Annotated in this window: 12 protein-coding genes and 1 pseudogene; 6 read left to right on the top strand and 7 right to left on the bottom strand. The window is 65.9% G+C overall.

Annotated features, from left to right (window positions below; translation table 11 throughout):
- Window positions 1–29: 29 nt before the first annotated feature.
- From putA to ACVWYQ_RS30475, 3 genes and pseudogenes are all read left to right on the top strand, one after another.
- Window positions 30–3030: pseudogene (gene putA, locus ACVWYQ_RS30485) on the top strand (bifunctional proline dehydrogenase/L-glutamate gamma-semialdehyde dehydrogenase PutA).
- A gap of 115 nt (window positions 3031–3145) precedes the next feature.
- Entirely contained in the window at window positions 3146–4351 is a 1206-nt protein-coding gene (locus ACVWYQ_RS30480) for a CaiB/BaiF CoA transferase family protein (RefSeq protein WP_456726665.1), read from the top strand.
- Window positions 4352–4502: 151 nt separating this feature from the next.
- Window positions 4503–5150 (top strand): glutathione S-transferase family protein, encoded by a 648-nt coding sequence (locus ACVWYQ_RS30475; protein ID WP_157284979.1) that lies wholly within the window; start codon window positions 4503–4505, stop codon window positions 5148–5150.
- A 197-nt stretch (window positions 5151–5347) separates the two neighbouring features.
- Here the strand turns inward: ACVWYQ_RS30475 and ACVWYQ_RS30470 are convergent, their stop codons facing one another.
- From ACVWYQ_RS30470 to ACVWYQ_RS30445, 6 genes are all read right to left on the bottom strand, one after another.
- Window positions 5348–5512: a hypothetical protein gene (locus tag ACVWYQ_RS30470; RefSeq protein WP_198399824.1), complete on the bottom strand. Its 165-nt coding sequence runs from the start codon at window positions 5510–5512 to the stop codon at window positions 5348–5350.
- A gap of 79 nt (window positions 5513–5591) precedes the next feature.
- A complete protein-coding gene (locus ACVWYQ_RS30465) occupies window positions 5592–7130 on the bottom strand; it encodes a hypothetical protein (RefSeq protein WP_404655731.1) in 1539 nt (512 codons plus the stop codon).
- A gap of 93 nt (window positions 7131–7223) precedes the next feature.
- Entirely contained in the window at window positions 7224–8216 is a 993-nt protein-coding gene (locus tag ACVWYQ_RS30460; protein WP_271541507.1) for a hypothetical protein, read from the bottom strand.
- Window positions 8217–8530: 314 nt separating this feature from the next.
- A complete protein-coding gene (locus ACVWYQ_RS30455) occupies window positions 8531–9028 on the bottom strand; it encodes a TPM domain-containing protein (protein ID WP_157284980.1) in 498 nt (165 codons plus the stop codon).
- 5 nt (window positions 9029–9033) lie between these two features.
- Entirely contained in the window at window positions 9034–9933 is a 900-nt protein-coding gene (locus ACVWYQ_RS30450) for a TPM domain-containing protein (RefSeq protein WP_456726664.1), read from the bottom strand.
- A gap of 201 nt (window positions 9934–10134) precedes the next feature.
- Window positions 10135–10743: a LemA family protein gene (locus tag ACVWYQ_RS30445; RefSeq protein WP_128264016.1), complete on the bottom strand. Its 609-nt coding sequence runs from the start codon at window positions 10741–10743 to the stop codon at window positions 10135–10137.
- Between the two features lie 143 nt (window positions 10744–10886).
- On the opposite strand from ACVWYQ_RS30445, the gene ACVWYQ_RS30440 reads away from it, so the two are divergent.
- The 3 genes from ACVWYQ_RS30440 to ACVWYQ_RS30430 are packed head-to-tail and all read left to right on the top strand — an operon-like array spanning window position 10887 to window position 14105.
- Window positions 10887–11741 (top strand): enoyl-CoA hydratase, encoded by an 855-nt coding sequence (locus ACVWYQ_RS30440; protein WP_456726663.1) that lies wholly within the window; start codon window positions 10887–10889, stop codon window positions 11739–11741.
- 5 nt (window positions 11742–11746) lie between these two features.
- A complete protein-coding gene (locus ACVWYQ_RS30435) occupies window positions 11747–12895 on the top strand; it encodes an acyl-CoA dehydrogenase family protein (protein ID WP_456726662.1) in 1149 nt (382 codons plus the stop codon).
- A gap of 13 nt (window positions 12896–12908) precedes the next feature.
- Window positions 12909–14105: an acyl-CoA dehydrogenase family protein gene (locus ACVWYQ_RS30430; RefSeq protein ID WP_456726661.1), complete on the top strand. Its 1197-nt coding sequence runs from the start codon at window positions 12909–12911 to the stop codon at window positions 14103–14105.
- A 243-nt stretch (window positions 14106–14348) separates the two neighbouring features.
- Here ACVWYQ_RS30430 and ACVWYQ_RS30425 read toward each other — a convergent pair whose 3' ends face one another.
- Window positions 14349–16673: a xanthine dehydrogenase family protein molybdopterin-binding subunit gene (locus tag ACVWYQ_RS30425; RefSeq protein ID WP_404543792.1), complete on the bottom strand. Its 2325-nt coding sequence runs from the start codon at window positions 16671–16673 to the stop codon at window positions 14349–14351.
- Window positions 16674–16686 lie beyond the last annotated feature (13 nt).

The raw sequence follows: 16686 nt of genomic DNA, 5'->3' as shown, positions 1-16686 counted from the left end.
TATCCTGGATTTCAGCCACAGGACACGCCATGCCGAACATCCCGCCCCCCTTCTCCGCGCCTTACGCTCCCCGATGATTCCGAGATCGCCGCAAAGCTTCTGCCGGCCTCGCATCTCGTCCCGGCCCAGGAGGCCCGGATCGACCGCACGGCGACGCGGCTGATCGAGGCGATCCGCAAGCGCGACGACCGGCTCGGCGGGGTCGAGGACATGCTGCGGGAGTTCGCGCTCTCGACCAAGGAGGGGCTGGCGCTGATGGTGCTGGCGGAAGCGCTGCTGCGCGTGCCCGATGCACGCACCGCCGACCAATTCATCGAGGACAAGCTCGGCGAGGGCGATTTCATCCATCACGAGACCAAGTCCACCGCGTTCCTGGTCAACGCTTCGGCCTGGGCGCTCGGCCTGTCGGCGCGGGTGATCCAGCCGGGCGAGACGCCCGACGGCACCATCGGCCGGCTGGTGAAGCGGCTCGGCGCACCGGCGGTGCGCACCGCGACGCGCCAGGCGATGCGGTTGATGGGCAACCATTTCGTGTTAGGGGAGACCATCGGGCAGGCGCTGGAGCGGGCTCGGCCGCGCTCCGGCCAGAAGCCGCGCTATTCCTTCGACATGCTCGGCGAAGGCGCACGAACGGCCGCCGATGCCAAGCGCTATTTCGACGCCTATGCCAGCGCGATTGACACGATCGGCAAGGCTTCGGGCAACCATCCCCTGCCCGACCGCCCCGGCATCTCGGTCAAGCTTTCGGCGCTGCATCCGCGTTTCGAGGCGATCAGCCGCGGCCGCGTGATGGCCGAGCTGGTGCCGCTATTGCTGGACCTTGCGCGGCGCGCCAAGGCGCATGACCTCAACTTCACCGTCGATGCCGAGGAGGCTGACCGGCTGGAGCTGTCGCTCGACGTGATCGCAGCGACGCTCGCCGATCCATCGCTTTCCGGCTGGGACGGATTTGGCCTCGCGATCCAGGCCTATCAGAAGCGTGCCAGCGCGGTGATTGACTATGTCGATGAACTCGCCCGCGCGCATGACCGCAAGCTGATGGTGCGCCTCGTCAAGGGCGCCTATTGGGACACCGAGATCAAGCGCGCGCAGGAGCGCGGGCTCGACGGCTATCCCGTGTTCACGCGCAAGGCGATGACCGATCTGAACTTCGTCGCCTGCGCGACGAAGCTTCTCGCCTTGCGGCCGCGCATCTTCCCGCAATTCGCCACCCACAACGCGCTGACGGTCGCGACCGTGCTGGAGCTCGCAACTGATGGCGGCGGCTTCGAGTTCCAGCGCCTGCACGGCATGGGCGAAGCGCTCTACGAGCAACTCGCAAAGGATCATCCTGACATCGCCTACCGCACCTATGCGCCGGTCGGCAGCCATCGCGACCTGCTCGCTTATCTGGTGCGGCGGCTTTTGGAGAACGGCGCCAATTCCTCGTTCGTGGCGCAGGCGGCCGATTATCGCGTGCCTGTCACGGCGCTGCTGCAGCGGCCGGCGGATGCCATTGGCCGGCCGCAACAGGCGCCTCATGCCAAAATACCGTTGCCGGCAGATCTGTTCGCGCCGGAACGGCGCAATTCGCGTGGCGTCGAATTCGGTGAGCGTGCCGCACTCGACCGGCTGCTGACGGACGTGAAGGCCGCGGCGGCCGAGCTTAAGCCTGTCGCTGACGCAACACCGGATCAGGCCAACGCGGCGGTGACGGCTGCGCGCGCCGGCTTTCGCAGCTGGAGCCGGACGCCTGCAGGCACGCGCGCCGCGGCGCTGGAGCAGGCCGCGCATCTCCTGGAAAGCCGCGGCGCCCGTTTCATCGCGCTGCTGCAAGCCGAGGGCGGCAAGACGCTCGACGACGCTCTGTCCGAGCTGCGCGAAGCCGCCGACTTCTGCCGCTACTATGCCGCGCAGGGCCGCAAGCTGTTCGGAAACGATGCCGCCATGCCCGGCCCGACCGGCGAGAGCAATGTGCTCGCCATGCGCGGCCGCGGCGTGTTCGTCGCGATCTCGCCGTGGAATTTTCCGCTCGCAATCTTCCTTGGCCAGGTGACCGCGGCGCTGATGGCCGGCAACAGCGTGGTGGCGAAACCCGCCGAGCAAACGCCGCGCATCGCGCGCGACGCCGTTGCCCTGCTGCACGAGGCCGGCATCCCCAGAAGCGCGCTGCATCTCGTCACCGGCGACGGCCGCATCGGCGGCGTCCTCACCGCGCATCCTGATGTCGCCGGAGTAGTCTTCACCGGCTCGACCGAAGTCGCGCGCCAGATCAACCGGACGCTGGCCGCCAAGGACGGGCCGATCGTGCCGCTGATCGCGGAGACCGGCGGCATCAATGCCATGATCGCGGATGCGACCGCACTGCCCGAGCAGGTCGCCGACGATGTCGTGACCTCTGCGTTCCGCTCCGCAGGCCAGCGCTGCTCGGCCTTGCGGCTCCTGTTCGCGCAGGAGGATGTCGCCGACCGCATGATCGAGATGATCGCGGGCGCCGCGCGCGAACTGAAGATCGGCGATCCCGCGGATGTCGCGACTCATGTCGGTCCAGTGATCGATGACGAGGCCAAGCAGCGCCTCGATGCGCATATCGCGCGGATGAAGCGCGAGGCGCGGCTGCACTTTGCAGGCGCCGCGCCGGATGGCTGCTTCGTCGCCCCGCATATCTTCGAGCTCAAGGAGGCCGGTCAGCTCACCGAAGAGGTGTTCGGCCCGATCCTGCATGTCGTGCGCTATCGCGCGGAGAACCTCGAACGTGTGTTGCAATCGATTGCGCGCACCGGCTACGGGCTCACCCTCGGCATCCATTCGCGCATCGACGACACCATCGAGGCCATCGTCGACCGCGTCCAGGTCGGCAACATCTACGTCAACCGCAACATGATCGGCGCCGTGGTCGGCGTGCAGCCGTTCGGCGGCAGCGGCGTGTCCGGAACCGGCCCCAAGGCCGGCGGCCCGCACTACCTCGCGCGCTTTGCCACCGAGCAGACCGTGACGATCAACACGGCTGCGGCCGGCGGCAATGCCGCATTGCTTGCGGGGGAGGAGTGAGGCCCTGCGCCAGGCGCCGTTGCATCCCGGCAAAACATCGGTCTAATGCTCCCACTACCTGCCCGCGCCAATTCCAGCGTGCGGGAAACGACTGAAGCAAGGGAGCGACGCCGCGATGGAGAAGGGCATTTTTGCAGGCCTGAAGGTTCTGGACTGCGCGAGCTTCATCGCAGCGCCCGCGGCCGCGACCGTGCTGTCGGATTTCGGCGCCGACGTCATCAAGGTCGAGCCGCCCGGCACTGGCGACCCCTATCGCAACCTGCCGAACCTGCCGGGCTATCCCTCAGGCGAGCACAATTTCGCCTGGCTCTTGGAGGCACGCAACAAGAAGAGCATCGGGCTCGACCTGTCGAAGCCGGAAGCGCAGGCCGTGCTCTATAGACTGGTGGCGGAGGCCGACGTCTTCATCACCAACATGCCGCCGCCGGTGCGCGCCAAGCTCGGCATCACCTATGACCACCTCGCCCATCTCAACGACCGGCTGATCTACGCCTCCTTCACCGGCTATGGCGAAAAGGGCGAGGAAGCCAACAAGCCTGGCTTCGACAGCAATGCCTATTGGGCGCGCTCCGGCCTGATGGATCTCGTCCGCGCCGACACCGACACCACGCCGGCCCGCTCGGTCGCGGGCATGGGCGACCACCCTTGCGCCATGGCGTTCTACGGCGCGATCGTCACCGCGCTGTATCAGCGCGAGAAGACCGGCAAGGGCTCGCATGTTTCGTCCAACCTGATGGCGAACGGGGTGTGGGCGGCGAGCGTGCTGGCGCAAGCAAAACTCTGCGGCGCCAAGTTCGGCGAGCGGCGCCCGCGGGAGCGCGCGCTGAACGCAGTCGCTAACCACTACCAATGCAAGGACGGCCGCTGGCTAATCCTGTCGCTGCTCAACGAGGAGAAGCAGTTTCCGACACTGGCCAAATGCCTGGGCCGGGAGGATCTGATCAACGATCCCCGCTTCGTCACCAAGGCCGACCGTCACGCCCGCTCGGTCGACCTGATCAAGATCCTGGACGAGACCTTCGCTACCAGGGATCTCGCCGAATGGCGAAGAATCCTCGACGGCAATGGCCTCGTGTTCGGCGTCGTCGCCATCCTGGACGACATCCCCAACGACAAGCAGATGCTCGACAACGAGGTGCTGGTGCCGTTCGAGAACGACACCATGCTCACCATCAACAGTCCGATCTGGATCGACGGCGCCAAGAAGGTGCAGCCGCGCAAGCCGCCCGCGGTGGGCGAGCACAGTGACGAGATTCTGCGCGGGGCGGGATTTGACGAGGCGGCGATCAAGCAGCTGCGGGGCTCGGGGGCGGTCGGTTAAGAGCGCGCGCTCTAACCCCGTCATTGCGAGCGCAGCGAAGCAATCCAGAGTGTCTCCGCGGACGCATTGCTGGATTGCTTCGCTGCGCTCGCAATGACGGCGTGGGCGATCTCGCTTATAATCGCAGCAACAACACGCTTCGCGAGGTCCCATGCCCAGCTACCGCCTGCACTACTTCCCCGAATCCGGCAACAGCTACAAGCTGGCGCTAATGTTGACGCTCTGCGGCGAGACGTTCGAGCCGGTGTGGACCGATTTCGCCGGCGGCGTCACGCGCACGGCGGAGTGGCGCAAGGCCGTCAACGAGATGGGCGAGATTCCCGTGCTCGAGATCGACGGCGTGAAGATGACGCAGACCGCACCGCTGCTGCTGAAGCTGGCCGAGCAATACGGCCGCTTCGGCGCCGAGACGGAGGACGAGAAGTTCGAGCTGCTGCGCTGGCTGTTCTGGGACAACCACAAGCTCACCGGCTATATGGCGACCTACCGCTTCATGCGCGCCTTCACCGAGAAGAACGACCCGCAGGTGTTGAAGCATTTCCGCCGGCGGCTCGAGGACTTTCTCGGCATCCTCGACGGCCATCTCCAGCACAATGCTTTCGCGATCGGCGCAAGGCCGACGGTCGCGGACATCTCGATGATGGCCTATCTGCATTATCCCAGCGACGAGCACGGCTTCGATTTTGCGGCGAGCTATCCCGCCATCCACGCCTGGCTCGGCCGCATGGCCGCGCTACCCGGCTGGAAGCCGGCCTACGAGCTGCTGCCGGGAAAACGGATGACGAATTACGCGACGTGAGGACTCTCTCTTCTCCCTCGCCCCGTTCTTACGGGGAGAGGGTTGGGGTGAGGGGCCTCTCTCCACATGTGAGTTCGTCGAGGGATCTGTACCCCCTCACCCGAATTCGATCGGCGATCGAATTCGACCTCTCCCCGCAAGCGGGGAGAGGTAAACCCGCGGCTCGCTCCGGGCCTTCGGTCGAAGAGTTTGCGGAGCTATCTCAGCGACAGCCAGCCCAGCGTGAACAGAATTCCGCCGACGATGACGGCCACCGCGACGGCCCAGATGCTCACGCGGGCGCTGCCGATAACCTGCTTGGCTTCCTCGTTCCGCGCGATCTCGCGATTGCGCGCCTTGTTGGCTTCGCCGGTATCCGTCATGGGTCATCCAAATCGCTTGAGACTTTATCTTGCGCGTGATCCTTCGGAGAACCGCTCCACACTTTTCCTGGATCACGCGCTAACGTGTCTTGATGAAGCACATGCCGATGCGGCGCGAGGCCGCGGCAGCCTGACAGGTCAGACCGTTAGCACAGCTCCATGACGTAAAACTCCTGTCCGGCGCTCCCGATCCCGCATCTTGCAGGGAACAATGCGCGCCCCAGCCGTCCTGATATTCGCTGCCGGCCAGTTCGCTGCTGCCGCGGGTCTGTGGCCGACTGGCAAATCCGCGTGAGAAATCAGGGGTTTTTCCGGCCGCGAACGCGGTCAGGATGTCGCGGCGGCGGAGCTGGTCGCCGAAGAAGTGCGGCGAGGCGGCCACGATGGCGACATTCGACGGTCTGTCCGCAAGCCAATCGACGCCCGGAAAATGGAAGCCGCCGATGCCACGGGCCTGGTGACAGCCGGCGCAGGTGATGTCGTTGAGACGGCGCTGGAAGCCTGCGACCGAACGGACGTTCTGCATGTCGAGGCCGCGTGCCGCCGCCTGCTTCAGCGCGCCGACCACGTCATTGTCGGTGAAGACGGGATCGCCTTTGCCCTCCCCCTGCATCAAGCCGAACTCCGGCTGCAAGGCTGAAGCGTCGAGGCCGGCGGGGGTCGGCACAATTGCGACCTTGGCCAGGAATTTCTCCGGGATCAGCACGGTGCCGCGATCGAACTCGCGCAAATTCTCCGGCGCGAGCAGCCAAGCCTTGAAGTCGCGCCGCAGCGCATCGTCGGCAAGAATGCGGTCGCGGTCGATCTGGTTCTCCAGCGTCGATTCCTCGAACGTCCTGGTGGCGGCGTCGTACTTGAACACCTTGAGAAGATAGTCGGAGCGGAAATCGTGCAGCGCCGATTTCGGCGCGACCGAGACCTGGATGTTGGTCTCGATGCTGTCGAGCATGGCGTCGTCAGGCGGGAAGCGACTGCCGATCAAGCCCTGCCAGTCGCCGTTGTCGAGCCAGCGCCGCGCGATCTCGGCGCAGTTGATCGGCTTGCCGCTCGCATCCGTCTGGCGCGCGTCGCGCGCCTTCAGCACGAGGTTGAACGTCATCGGCAGGCGCGTTGCGGTTTTGCCGCCATCCGGCCCGCCATCGAACCGCGCGAGACGATAGATCAGCCGGATCTCGCCACAGGACTCTTCCGAGACATAGGCACGGTCCATGCGATTGACGATGCCGGCCAGCACGAAGCGCGCCTCGCGCGATTTCAGATTGGCCCGATCGAACAATTGCGCGTCGAAGCCCTCGCCGACGCCGATGGTCTCACCCGGATAGGTCGTCTTGTACCAGGCGATGTAGCGTTCGAGTTCCGCATCGATCGCGGGCAGAATCGCTTTCAGCTGCGGCAGCGCGGCGAACATCCGCTCGGTCGTGAGCGGGACGTCCGAACTCTGCTGCGGCGACAAAAGACGCGAGATCGTCAGCGTGTTGTTCTGGTCGAGCTTGCGCAGGAGAGCGGGATCGGTGATCGCGGTACCGCGCGTCAGCGCAGTGCTCTCCGCTGCTAGGAGCGAAACGACACCGCCCAGCAATGCGGCAACAGCAACGAGAATTCGCAAGGCGCGGCCCATGCCTGAGGTAACACCGCGCAAGCATGCCTATTCAAGCGAAAAGGCGCTTCACATCGCGGTGAAGCGCCTCTTCGAAAGTCGGATATCGGAGGCTCAGCGTCCGACGATCAGCCCCCTTGAGGTGACGACCACCCAGCGGCCATCCTGGCGGCGGATCGCATCGACACGGCCGACGCCGGGGATGGGATCGCCGGGATAGACCTCGTACAGGCCGTCGCGGCCCTCGATCAGCGCGCCGCCGTTGCTGGCGTTGCGCAGCCGCCAGCCTTCAATCGTCGGCAGACGTCCGACTTCGGTCTTGGGCGCTGCGCCGACCGGGGCCGGTGCGGCCGCCGCGGTCGCGACCTGAGTCTGGGGCTGGGTCGGCGCGATCGAGCCGGTGGTCTCCTTGGGCACCGCTGCTGCGGCCTGCGCGGGCGCGGCGGGCGGCGTGGCGCGGAGCTTGTCGACGGTCTCGGACAGCTTTGCGATCCTGGCCAGCGGCTCGGCCTGCGCCTTCTCGAGCTTGTCCAGGCGGTCGTTGGCCCGGTTGAACTGGGTGAGGCCGGTCTTCGAGCTCTGCTCGACAGAGGCCTTGAGTGCGACGAGGTCGGCATCGATCCGCGCGACGGACGCATCCAGCGCGCTGGTGTCGGCGACCTGGACAGGAGCCGGGGCGGGTGCGGCGAAACGCATCATGCCGGCGGTCGCAAGCGCACCGCTGATCGCGCCGACGCTGGCGGCAATCGCCACCACCGCGGCCATCGCCGACAGCCGGCGCTTGCTGCCGGCTTCGCGCGGCTCGTCCGCCTTCCCATGCGGGGCGAACTCCTCGCGCTCCCAGGCGCGGTCGGCGGGGGGCATGACGATGAGCTTGCCGTGCTTCGGCTCAGCCTTTGCCTCGGTCCTGGCCTCAGTGGCTTCGAACTTCGACACTTCGATCCGCGGCGGCTCAATCTTCGGGGCGTCCGCCTTGACCGGATCGGGCTTGGGCGGCGCTTCGTGATCGGGGGCGATCGAGGGGGCCTCGATACCCGCGGCAGCCTCGATGGCCTGCGGCGCTGCCGCGTCGACGGCAGCGGAATCCTGGGCAGCCTGCTCGGGCATTGGTTCGCTCACGGCTCAAATACTCCAGTCTCGGTTGACCTTTTGGTAACTTTCATTGCTTGCGAAATCCTTACCTCGGGACCCGCTTACCGAAATTTTAGGAATTCATCCGGGGCCGAATTGGGCCGGGAAAGTGGAACCGGTGTGGCGGGCGTGAAACAGTTCGTAATCGGGGGAAGATGAACGGGGGCGGAATGGCCCCCCATGGCGTCATTGCGAGCGCAGCTCCGCGGAGGCAGTCTGGATTGCTTCGTCGCAAGGGCTCCTCGCAATGACGGAGCGCGCCGCACGCGCTCCGACCACATCACTATCCGTCACATCACGACGGGAGCATCCGGCAGCTCGTTCGCATGCGGCCCTTGCTTGGGAAAATGCTTTGCCATTTCGCGCGAGACGGCCTCGATGCCATGGATCACGCCGCGTTCGAACCGGCCCGATCTGAACTCGGCCTCCATCGCGCGGCAGATCGTCTCCCAACCCTCCGCGCCGACCTTCGCGTCGATGCCGCGATCGGCGATGATCTCGACGTCGCGGTCGGCGAGCAGGAGATAGATCAGAACGCCATTGTTGTGGGCGGTGTCCCAGACGCGCAGATGCGAGAACACGTCGAGCGCGCGCTCGCGGGCCGGCTGGTTGCGGAACAGCGGACGGCCGTCGAGCGCCCCTTCGACGACGAAGCGGACCTGGCCGGAATGGGTGGCTTCGCCGCGCTTGATCGCCTGCTCGATGCGGTCGAGCACCGCTTGCGGAAAGATCTGCTTCGCGCGCCAATGATGCTGCACGAGATGTCTGGCAATGCGCTTGATGCTCATGACCGCTACCAGCTCCCCGAGGCGCCGCCGCCGCCGAAACTACCCCCGCCGCCGCTGAAGCCGCCGCTGTCGCTGCTTGACGATCCGCTGCTCCATCCGCCGGAGGAGCCGCTCGACCACGAACCGCCGCGCGAACGGCCCGTGCCCGGCGTGATCGCCGAAAACAGATCGGCGACAAACCCGACGATAAAGCCAAGGATGCCGACAGCCGCCGCGAGCGCGGCGGAGCCCAGGATGAGCCAGGTCACGGCTGCGATGATGCCGCCCGTCACAAATGAGCCGAGCAGCCGCCCCAGGACCGCGCGGAAGAACCCGCCAACGCCGATCGAGGCGAACAGCGCCACTGCAAACACCGGCACCAGATCATCCAGATTATTGTGGGCGAAGTTGACGCTGCGCGAGGGTACCGGCAACGGCTCGCCGTCGATCACCCGCATCATGCGGTCGACGCCTGCGCCGATGCCCGCGGCGAAATCGCCGCTCCTGAATTTCGGGGTGATAGCCTCGTCGATGATGCGCCGGGAGGTGACGTCGGTGAGCACGCCTTCGAGACCGTAGCCGACCTCGATGCGCAAATGCCGGTCGTTCTTGGCGACGACGAGAATCGCGCCGTCGTCGACCTTCTTGCGGCCGATCTTCCAGGCCTCAGCGACCCGAATCGAGAATTGCTCGATCGTCTCCGGCTGCGTTGTCGCGACGATCAGGACAGCGATCTGGCTGCCCTTGCGGTTCTCGAACTCGCGCAGCTTTTGCGTCAGCGTGGCGATGTCGCTGCTGGAGAGCGTGCCGGTCTGATCGACGACACGGCCGCTGAGCTGGGGGACGGCGACGTCGGCGCGGGCGGGGAAGGCAAAGGTGAGGAGGAGGGCTGCAACGATCACCGCGCACCACACCCTCGCTGTCATCCCCCGGCTTGCCGCCTTCGCTGAAGCTTCGGCGCGCCGAGCACCCGTGCGAGCCTCGGCGTAGCCTTGGCGAAGCCGGGACCGGGCGATCCAGTATTCCAGAGACGCCGGCGGGATACGGAGAGGCCGCGGCATATTGGATTCCCCGCTTTCGCGGGGAATGACCGTGGTGGGTGGGACGCGCATCGGGGCCGAACGCGACTACTTCGACGGCGACGGTGCCGGATTGAAGTCCACCTTCGGTGCGGTCGAGATCGCCTTCTCGTTCTCGACCGTGAAGTTCGGCTTCTCCTTGTAACCGAACGCCATTGCGGTGAGGTTGGTCGGAAACGAGCGGACGGTGACGTTATAATCCTGCACCGCCTTGATGTAGCGGTTGCGCGCCACCGTGATGCGGTTCTCGGTGCCCTCGAGCTGCGACATCAGATCCTTGAACAGGGCGTCGGACTTCAGCTGCGGATAGTTCTCGGTGACGACCAGGAGGCGCGACAGCGCGCTGGAAAGCTCGCCTTGGGCGGCCTGGAATTTCTGGAACGCGGCGGGATCGTTCAGCACCTCCGGCGTCGCCTGGATGCTGCCGACCTTGGCGCGTGCATTGGTGACGCCGAGCAGCACGTCCTTCTCCTGCTGGGCAAAGCCTTTCACCGAGTTGACGAGATTGGGCACGAGATCGGCGCGGCGCTGATACTGGTTCACGACCTCGGACCAATTGCCCTTGATCTGCTCGTCCTCGCTCTGGATCGCGTTGTAGCCGCAATTGGTCAGGCTCAGCGAGGCCAGGGCGGCCAGCACGGTCAGGATCTTGCGCATTAAATTTCTCCCGGTGGAATCCGGCGCAAACTATCAGATTGCGCGCCTGAGAAAAGCAGCCGGCTGACGCAAGCCTCTTGCCTCGCACCGGCCGACATAGTCAACTCCGGCAAAACAAGAGCGGAAACACCAGGGGGAACGCGATGTCCTCGTTCGAGACCATCCTCGTGGAACGGCCTGAGCCGGCGATCGCCCGTGTCGTGATGAACCGGCCCGAGGCGCGCAACGCGCAGAACCTGCAAATGACCTACGACCTCAACGCCGCCTTCGACGCGGCGGTGCAGGACGATGCGGTCAAGGTGATCATTCTCGCCGGGAACGGGCCGCACTTCTCCTCCGGCCACGACCTGCGCCCCGGAGACAAGAATACCGCTGGGGTCGATTTCCCGCCGATCGGAAATTGGGGCGGTTTTGCCGAGCCGAACGCCCACGGACGCTTCGCGCGCGAGCAGGAAATTTATCTCCAGATCACCCGGCGCTGGCGCAATCTGGCAAAACCCACCATTGCCGAGGTCCACGGCAAGTGCATCGCCGGCGGCTTGATGCTGGCCTGGGCCTGTGACCTCATCGTCGCCAGCGACGATGCGCAGTTCTGCGATCCCGTCGTCACCATGGGCGTGTGCGGCGTCGAATGGTTCGTGCATCCCTGGGAGCTGGGGCCACGCAAGGCCAAGGAGTTCCTGTTCACCGCCGACAGCTGGAGCGCGCAGGAGGCGCACCAGCTCGGCATGGTCAACCAGATCGTGCCGCCCGCCGAGCTCTCGTCGCGCGTGCTGGAGCTGGCGCGCAGGATCGCGACAAAACCGTCCTTCGCGCTGAAGCTGACCAAGGAGGCGGTCAACCGCTCGGTCGACGTCATGGGCCAGCCGGCCGCGATCGACCAGGCCTTCGCGCTGCATCAGCTCTGCCACGCGCACAATCTCCAGGAGTTCGGCATGATCGTCGATCCATCCGGCCTGCATCCCTCCGTGCGCAAGCCGCCGGCCGCCGCGGAGTAGACGCGATGGATCTCAATCTCAGTGACGAGCAAAAGTTGCTGCGCGAGAGCGCGGAACGATTCGTGGCCGAAAGCTACGATGCCGAACACCGCCGCAGAATCGCGAACGATCCGCTCGGCTTCAGCCCGGCCGTTTGGAAGCAATTCGCCGAGCTCGGCTGGCTGGCGCTGCCGCTTCCGGAAGAGTTCGGCGGGCTCGGCGGCGGCGCGGTCGATATCGGCATCTTGATGGAGGCCTTCGGCCGGGGCCTGGTTTCTGAGCCTTATGTCGCAACCGTCGTGCTCGGGGCCGCGCTGATCGCCAGATGCGGCACCAGCGAGCAGAAGCAGGCGAGCCTGCCCAAGGTGGCGGACGGATCACTGAAGCTTGCGCTGGCGCATTCGGAGCGCGCCGCCCGGTTCGATCTTGCCAAGGTCACGACCAGCGCCAACAAGACCGGACAAGGCTGGCGCCTTTCCGGCAGCAAGATCGCCGTGCTCGACGGACATGCCGCCGACGAGATCATCGTCTCCGCCCATATCCACGATCATCGGGGCCCCTCGGGGCGGATCGGCCTGTTCCTCGTGCAGGCGACGACGTCAGGCCTCGTCGTCAGCGATTATCCGCGCCTCGGCGGCGGACGCGCCTGCAACATCGAGCTGTTCGACGCGCATCTGCCGGAAGACGCCCTGCTCGGCGACGGTAGCGACGCCGTGCCCGCGATCGAATGGGCGATTGATCGCGCCATGGCCGCGCTCGGTGCGGAAGCTGTCGGCATCATGCAGACGCTGCTCGACACCACGCTCGAATACACCAAGATCCGAAAACAATTCGGCCGGCCGCTCTCCGCCAACCAGGTGATCCGCCACCGCCTCGCCGACATGGCAATGCAGGTGGATGAGGCGCGCTCGATGGCGCTGCGGGCTGCGTTGAAGGCCGATAGCGCGCCGATCGAGCGTGCCCGGGCAGCCTCGGGCGCGAAGGCGAAGATCGGCAAATGCGCGCGCTTCGTCGGCGAGCAGTCGATCCAGCTCCATGGCGGCATGGGTGTCACCGAGGAGCTCGAGGTCGGCGCCTATTTCAAGCGGCTCGTCGCGTTCGACACGCTGTTCGGCGGCAGCGCGCATCACTATGCCCGCCACGCCGAGCTCAGCCGCAGGGCCATCTCTGCTTAACAAGGAGCGCCTCATGGACCTGTCGTTCAATGCCGAGGAGCGCGCCTTCCAGAGCGAGGTGCGCGGCTTCATCGCCAAGAATCTCACCGAGGAGATGAAGCGCGCGACCGCGCTGACGCCATCGGTGTTCTCCGATCCTGATATCGGGATGGCGTGGCAGCGCGCGCTGCACCGCCAAGGCTGGGGTGCGCCGGGCTGGCCGGTCGAATATGGCGGCCCCGACTGGACGCCGGCGCAGCGCTGGATCTTCGAGACTGAATGCGCCCGCGCCGGCGTGCCCAACGTCAACGTGATGGGCGTGAAGATGGTCGGGCCTGTCATCATCGGCTTCGGCAGCCCCGAGCAGAAGAATTTCTACTTGCCGCGAATTCTCTCGGGTGAGGATTATTGGTGCCAGGGCTATTCCGAGCCCGGATCCGGTTCCGATCTGTCATCCCTCAAGACGCGCGCGGTGCGTGACGGCGACGATTACATCATCAACGGCACCAAGATCTGGACCACCCACGCGCATCACGCCAACCGCATGTTCGCGCTGGTGCGTACCAGCGACGGGCCGCGGCAGCAGGACGGCATCAGCTTCATCCTGATCGACATGAAGACGCCGGGCATCACCATCCGTCCCATCCTCACCATCGGCGGCGATCACGAGGTCAACCAGGTGTTCTTCGACGACGTCCGCGTGCCCGTCGCCAATCGCGTCGGCGAGGAAGGCAAGGGCTGGACCTACGGCAAATATCTGCTGGAGTTCGAGCGCGGCGCGGGCATCGCCTCGGCCAAGCTACGCGAAGGATTGAAGGCGATCGCGGATCTCGCCGAGTCCGATTTGACGGGCCGCGCCATCGACACTCCCGATATCGCAACGCGGATTGCCGAGGTCGAGGTCGACATCGACGCGCTCGAGATGACGGAGCTGCGCGTGCTCTCGGCGCTGCAGACAGGGCAAAACCCCGGCGCGGTGTCGTCGATCCTGAAGCTGCGCAACAGCGAGATCCGCCAGGCCGTGACGCGGCTAGGGGCCGACGTGATCGGCCACGATGCGCTCGCCGTCGAGCCGATGCGCCCGCTCTACAGGCTCAACCACGAGCCGGCGACGCCTGACGAGATGCTGACGGTGATGCCGGAATATCTCAACGGCCGCGCCTACACCATCTTCGGCGGCACCTCGGAAATCCAACGGGATATTATCGCGAAGATGATGCTGGGGATTTAGGACTCGTAGCCCGGATGGAGCGCAGCGCGATCCGGGATATGGCGAGCGCCCGTGCTCCGATCTGCGCTGTCGTCCCCGCGAAGGCGGGGACCCATAACCCCAGGGAGAGGTTATGGGGTGAGCTGGTCACTACGAGTCTTCTCCAAACTCCGCCCTGTGGTTATGGGTCCCGGGCTCGCTCTTTGCGCGCCCCGGGACGACGAGCTGAGTTTGGTGCAATAGCCTGCGCAACAGCTAGCGCACTTACCCCGCCGCCTTCGCGTCCCGGATCGCCTGCCAGATCTTCTGCGGCGTCAGGGGCGTGTTGAGCTGGGTGATGCCGAGCTCGGCGAGCGCGTCCATCACGCCGTTGGTGACGCAGGGCGGGCCGCCGATGGCGCCGGATTCGCCGCAGCCCTTGGCGCCGAGCGGATTGGTGCGGCAGGGTGCGGAATCGTCCAGCGTCACCACGATCGGCGGCACGTCGTCGGCGCGCGGGATGCAGTAATCCTGATAGCTCGCGGTCAGCAGCTGGCCGTCGGCATCATACGACACGCCTTCATACAGCGCCTGGCCGATGCCTTGAGCGACGCCGCCATGGATCTGCCCCGTGACCAGCATCGGGTTCACGGCGACGCCGACGTCGTCGACCGTGGTGTAGCGCACGACCTTGGAGACGCCGGTCTCCGGGTCGATCTCGACCTCGCAGATATGCGTGCCGTTCGGCCAGCTGGGACCATCGACCTCGCCTTCGGAATCGACGCTGAGCTTGGCGCCGCTCTCCTTCTCGGCGAGATCGAACAGGCTGATGCGGCGGTCGGTGCCGACCACGGTGAGCATGCCGCCCTGATATTCGATGTCCTCGACCGAGGTCTCCAGCACGTTCGCCGCCTTCTCGCGCGCCTTCTGGATCAGATCGTTGGAGGAGACCGCGACCGCCGTGCCACCGACGAACAGCGAGCGCGAACCAACGCTGCCGAAGCCCATGGCGAGATCAGTGTCGCCCTGCACCACGTCGATCTTGTCCATGGGAATGCCGAGCGTGTCGGAGATCATCTGGGTGTAGGTAGTCTGCAAGCCCTGCCCCATCGCCATGGTGCCGGAATGCAGCACGACGCGCCCTTGCGAGGTCGCTTGAAGCGTGACCTTTTCGGTGTGGGCGCGGCCGCCGGTCCACTCAATGTAGGAGGTGAGGCCACGGCCGTAGAGCAGGCCCTTCTTCTTCGCCGCCTTCTTGCGCGCGGCGAAGCCGTCCCAGTCGGCAAGCTTCACGGCCCGGTCGAGCATGTGCGCGAAGGCACCGGAATCGTAGACCTGCCCGGCCGCATTGGTGTAGGGCAGCTGCGCCGGCTTGATGTAATTGGCCTTGCGGATCGCGCGCGGGTCCATGCCGATTTTTCGCGCAGCGGCGTCGAACAGGCGCTCGACGATGAACACGGCTTCGGGGCGGCCGGCGCCACGATAGGCTCCGACCGGCGCGGTGTGGGTCATCACCGACTTCACCTCGAAATGCACCAGCGGCAGGTCGTAGACACCGGTCTGTACGAACGGCCCGAGCACCAGCGGGATGATGTTGGCCGCGCCCGAGGAATAGGCCCCGGTGCAGCCGATCGACTTGACGCGATAGGCCAACACCTTGCCCTTCTCGTCCAGCGCGAAGGACGCCGTGGACGTGAGATCGCGGCCGTGGGTGCCGCCGACGAACTCGTCGGTGCGGTCGCCGCGCCAGCGGATCTTCTTGTTCAGCTTGGTCGCGGCATAGGCGACGATCCCGTCCTCGGGATAGAGGTTGGTCTTCTGGCCGAAGCCGCCGCCGATGTCGCCGACCAGCACGCGGACGCTGTCCTTCGGGCGCTTGAGCACGGCTTCCGCCAGCACGTCGCGGGTCGAGGCCGGCGTCTGCGATTGCACGTGCAGCAGGAGACGGCCGGACTTCTTGTCGATCTCGGCAATGGTCGAGCGCGGCTCCATCGCGGACGGAACGAGACGCTGGCTGACGATATCGAGTTCGACCGTATGCGCGGCCTTGGCAAAGGCCTCGTCCACCTTCGCGGCGTCGCCGTAAGACATCGCGCCGACGATGTTGTCGGGCGCCTCCGGCCACACCACGGGCGCACCTGATTTCACCGCCTCGACGGGATCGACCACCGCGGGCTGCACATCGTATTCGACCGCGATCGCCTCCGCCGCGCTCTGCGCCTCCACGCGCGAGGAGGCCACCACTGCGGCCACGGCCTCGCCGGCGTAGCGGACGACCTCGTGGGCGAGCAGCCGGCGCGGCGGCACCGTCATCGGCTTGCCGTCCGGGCGCTTGAAGATGTTCAGCGTCGGGATGGTGCCGATGTCGTCCTTGACGAGGTCCGCGCCGGTGTAGATCGCTGCAACGCCCGGCATCGAAGCCGCGGCGCTGGTGTCGATCGAGACGATCTTGGCGTGGGCGTGCGGCGAGCGCAGCACGTGCAACCACAGCGCGCCGTCTGCAGGGCTGTCGTCGATGAACTGTCCCTTCCCGGTGAGCAGCCTCTGGTCTTCCAAACGCTTGACGGGCTGCCCCGCTCCGAAACGCAAATTGCTGGGAAGAATGTTCATTCCGCTGTATCCT

The sequence above is a fragment of the Bradyrhizobium sp. USDA 3397 genome (assembly GCF_054060965.1).
Note: the sequence above shows the minus strand (reverse complement) of the source record. Positions and strands in the feature narration are given on the sequence as shown.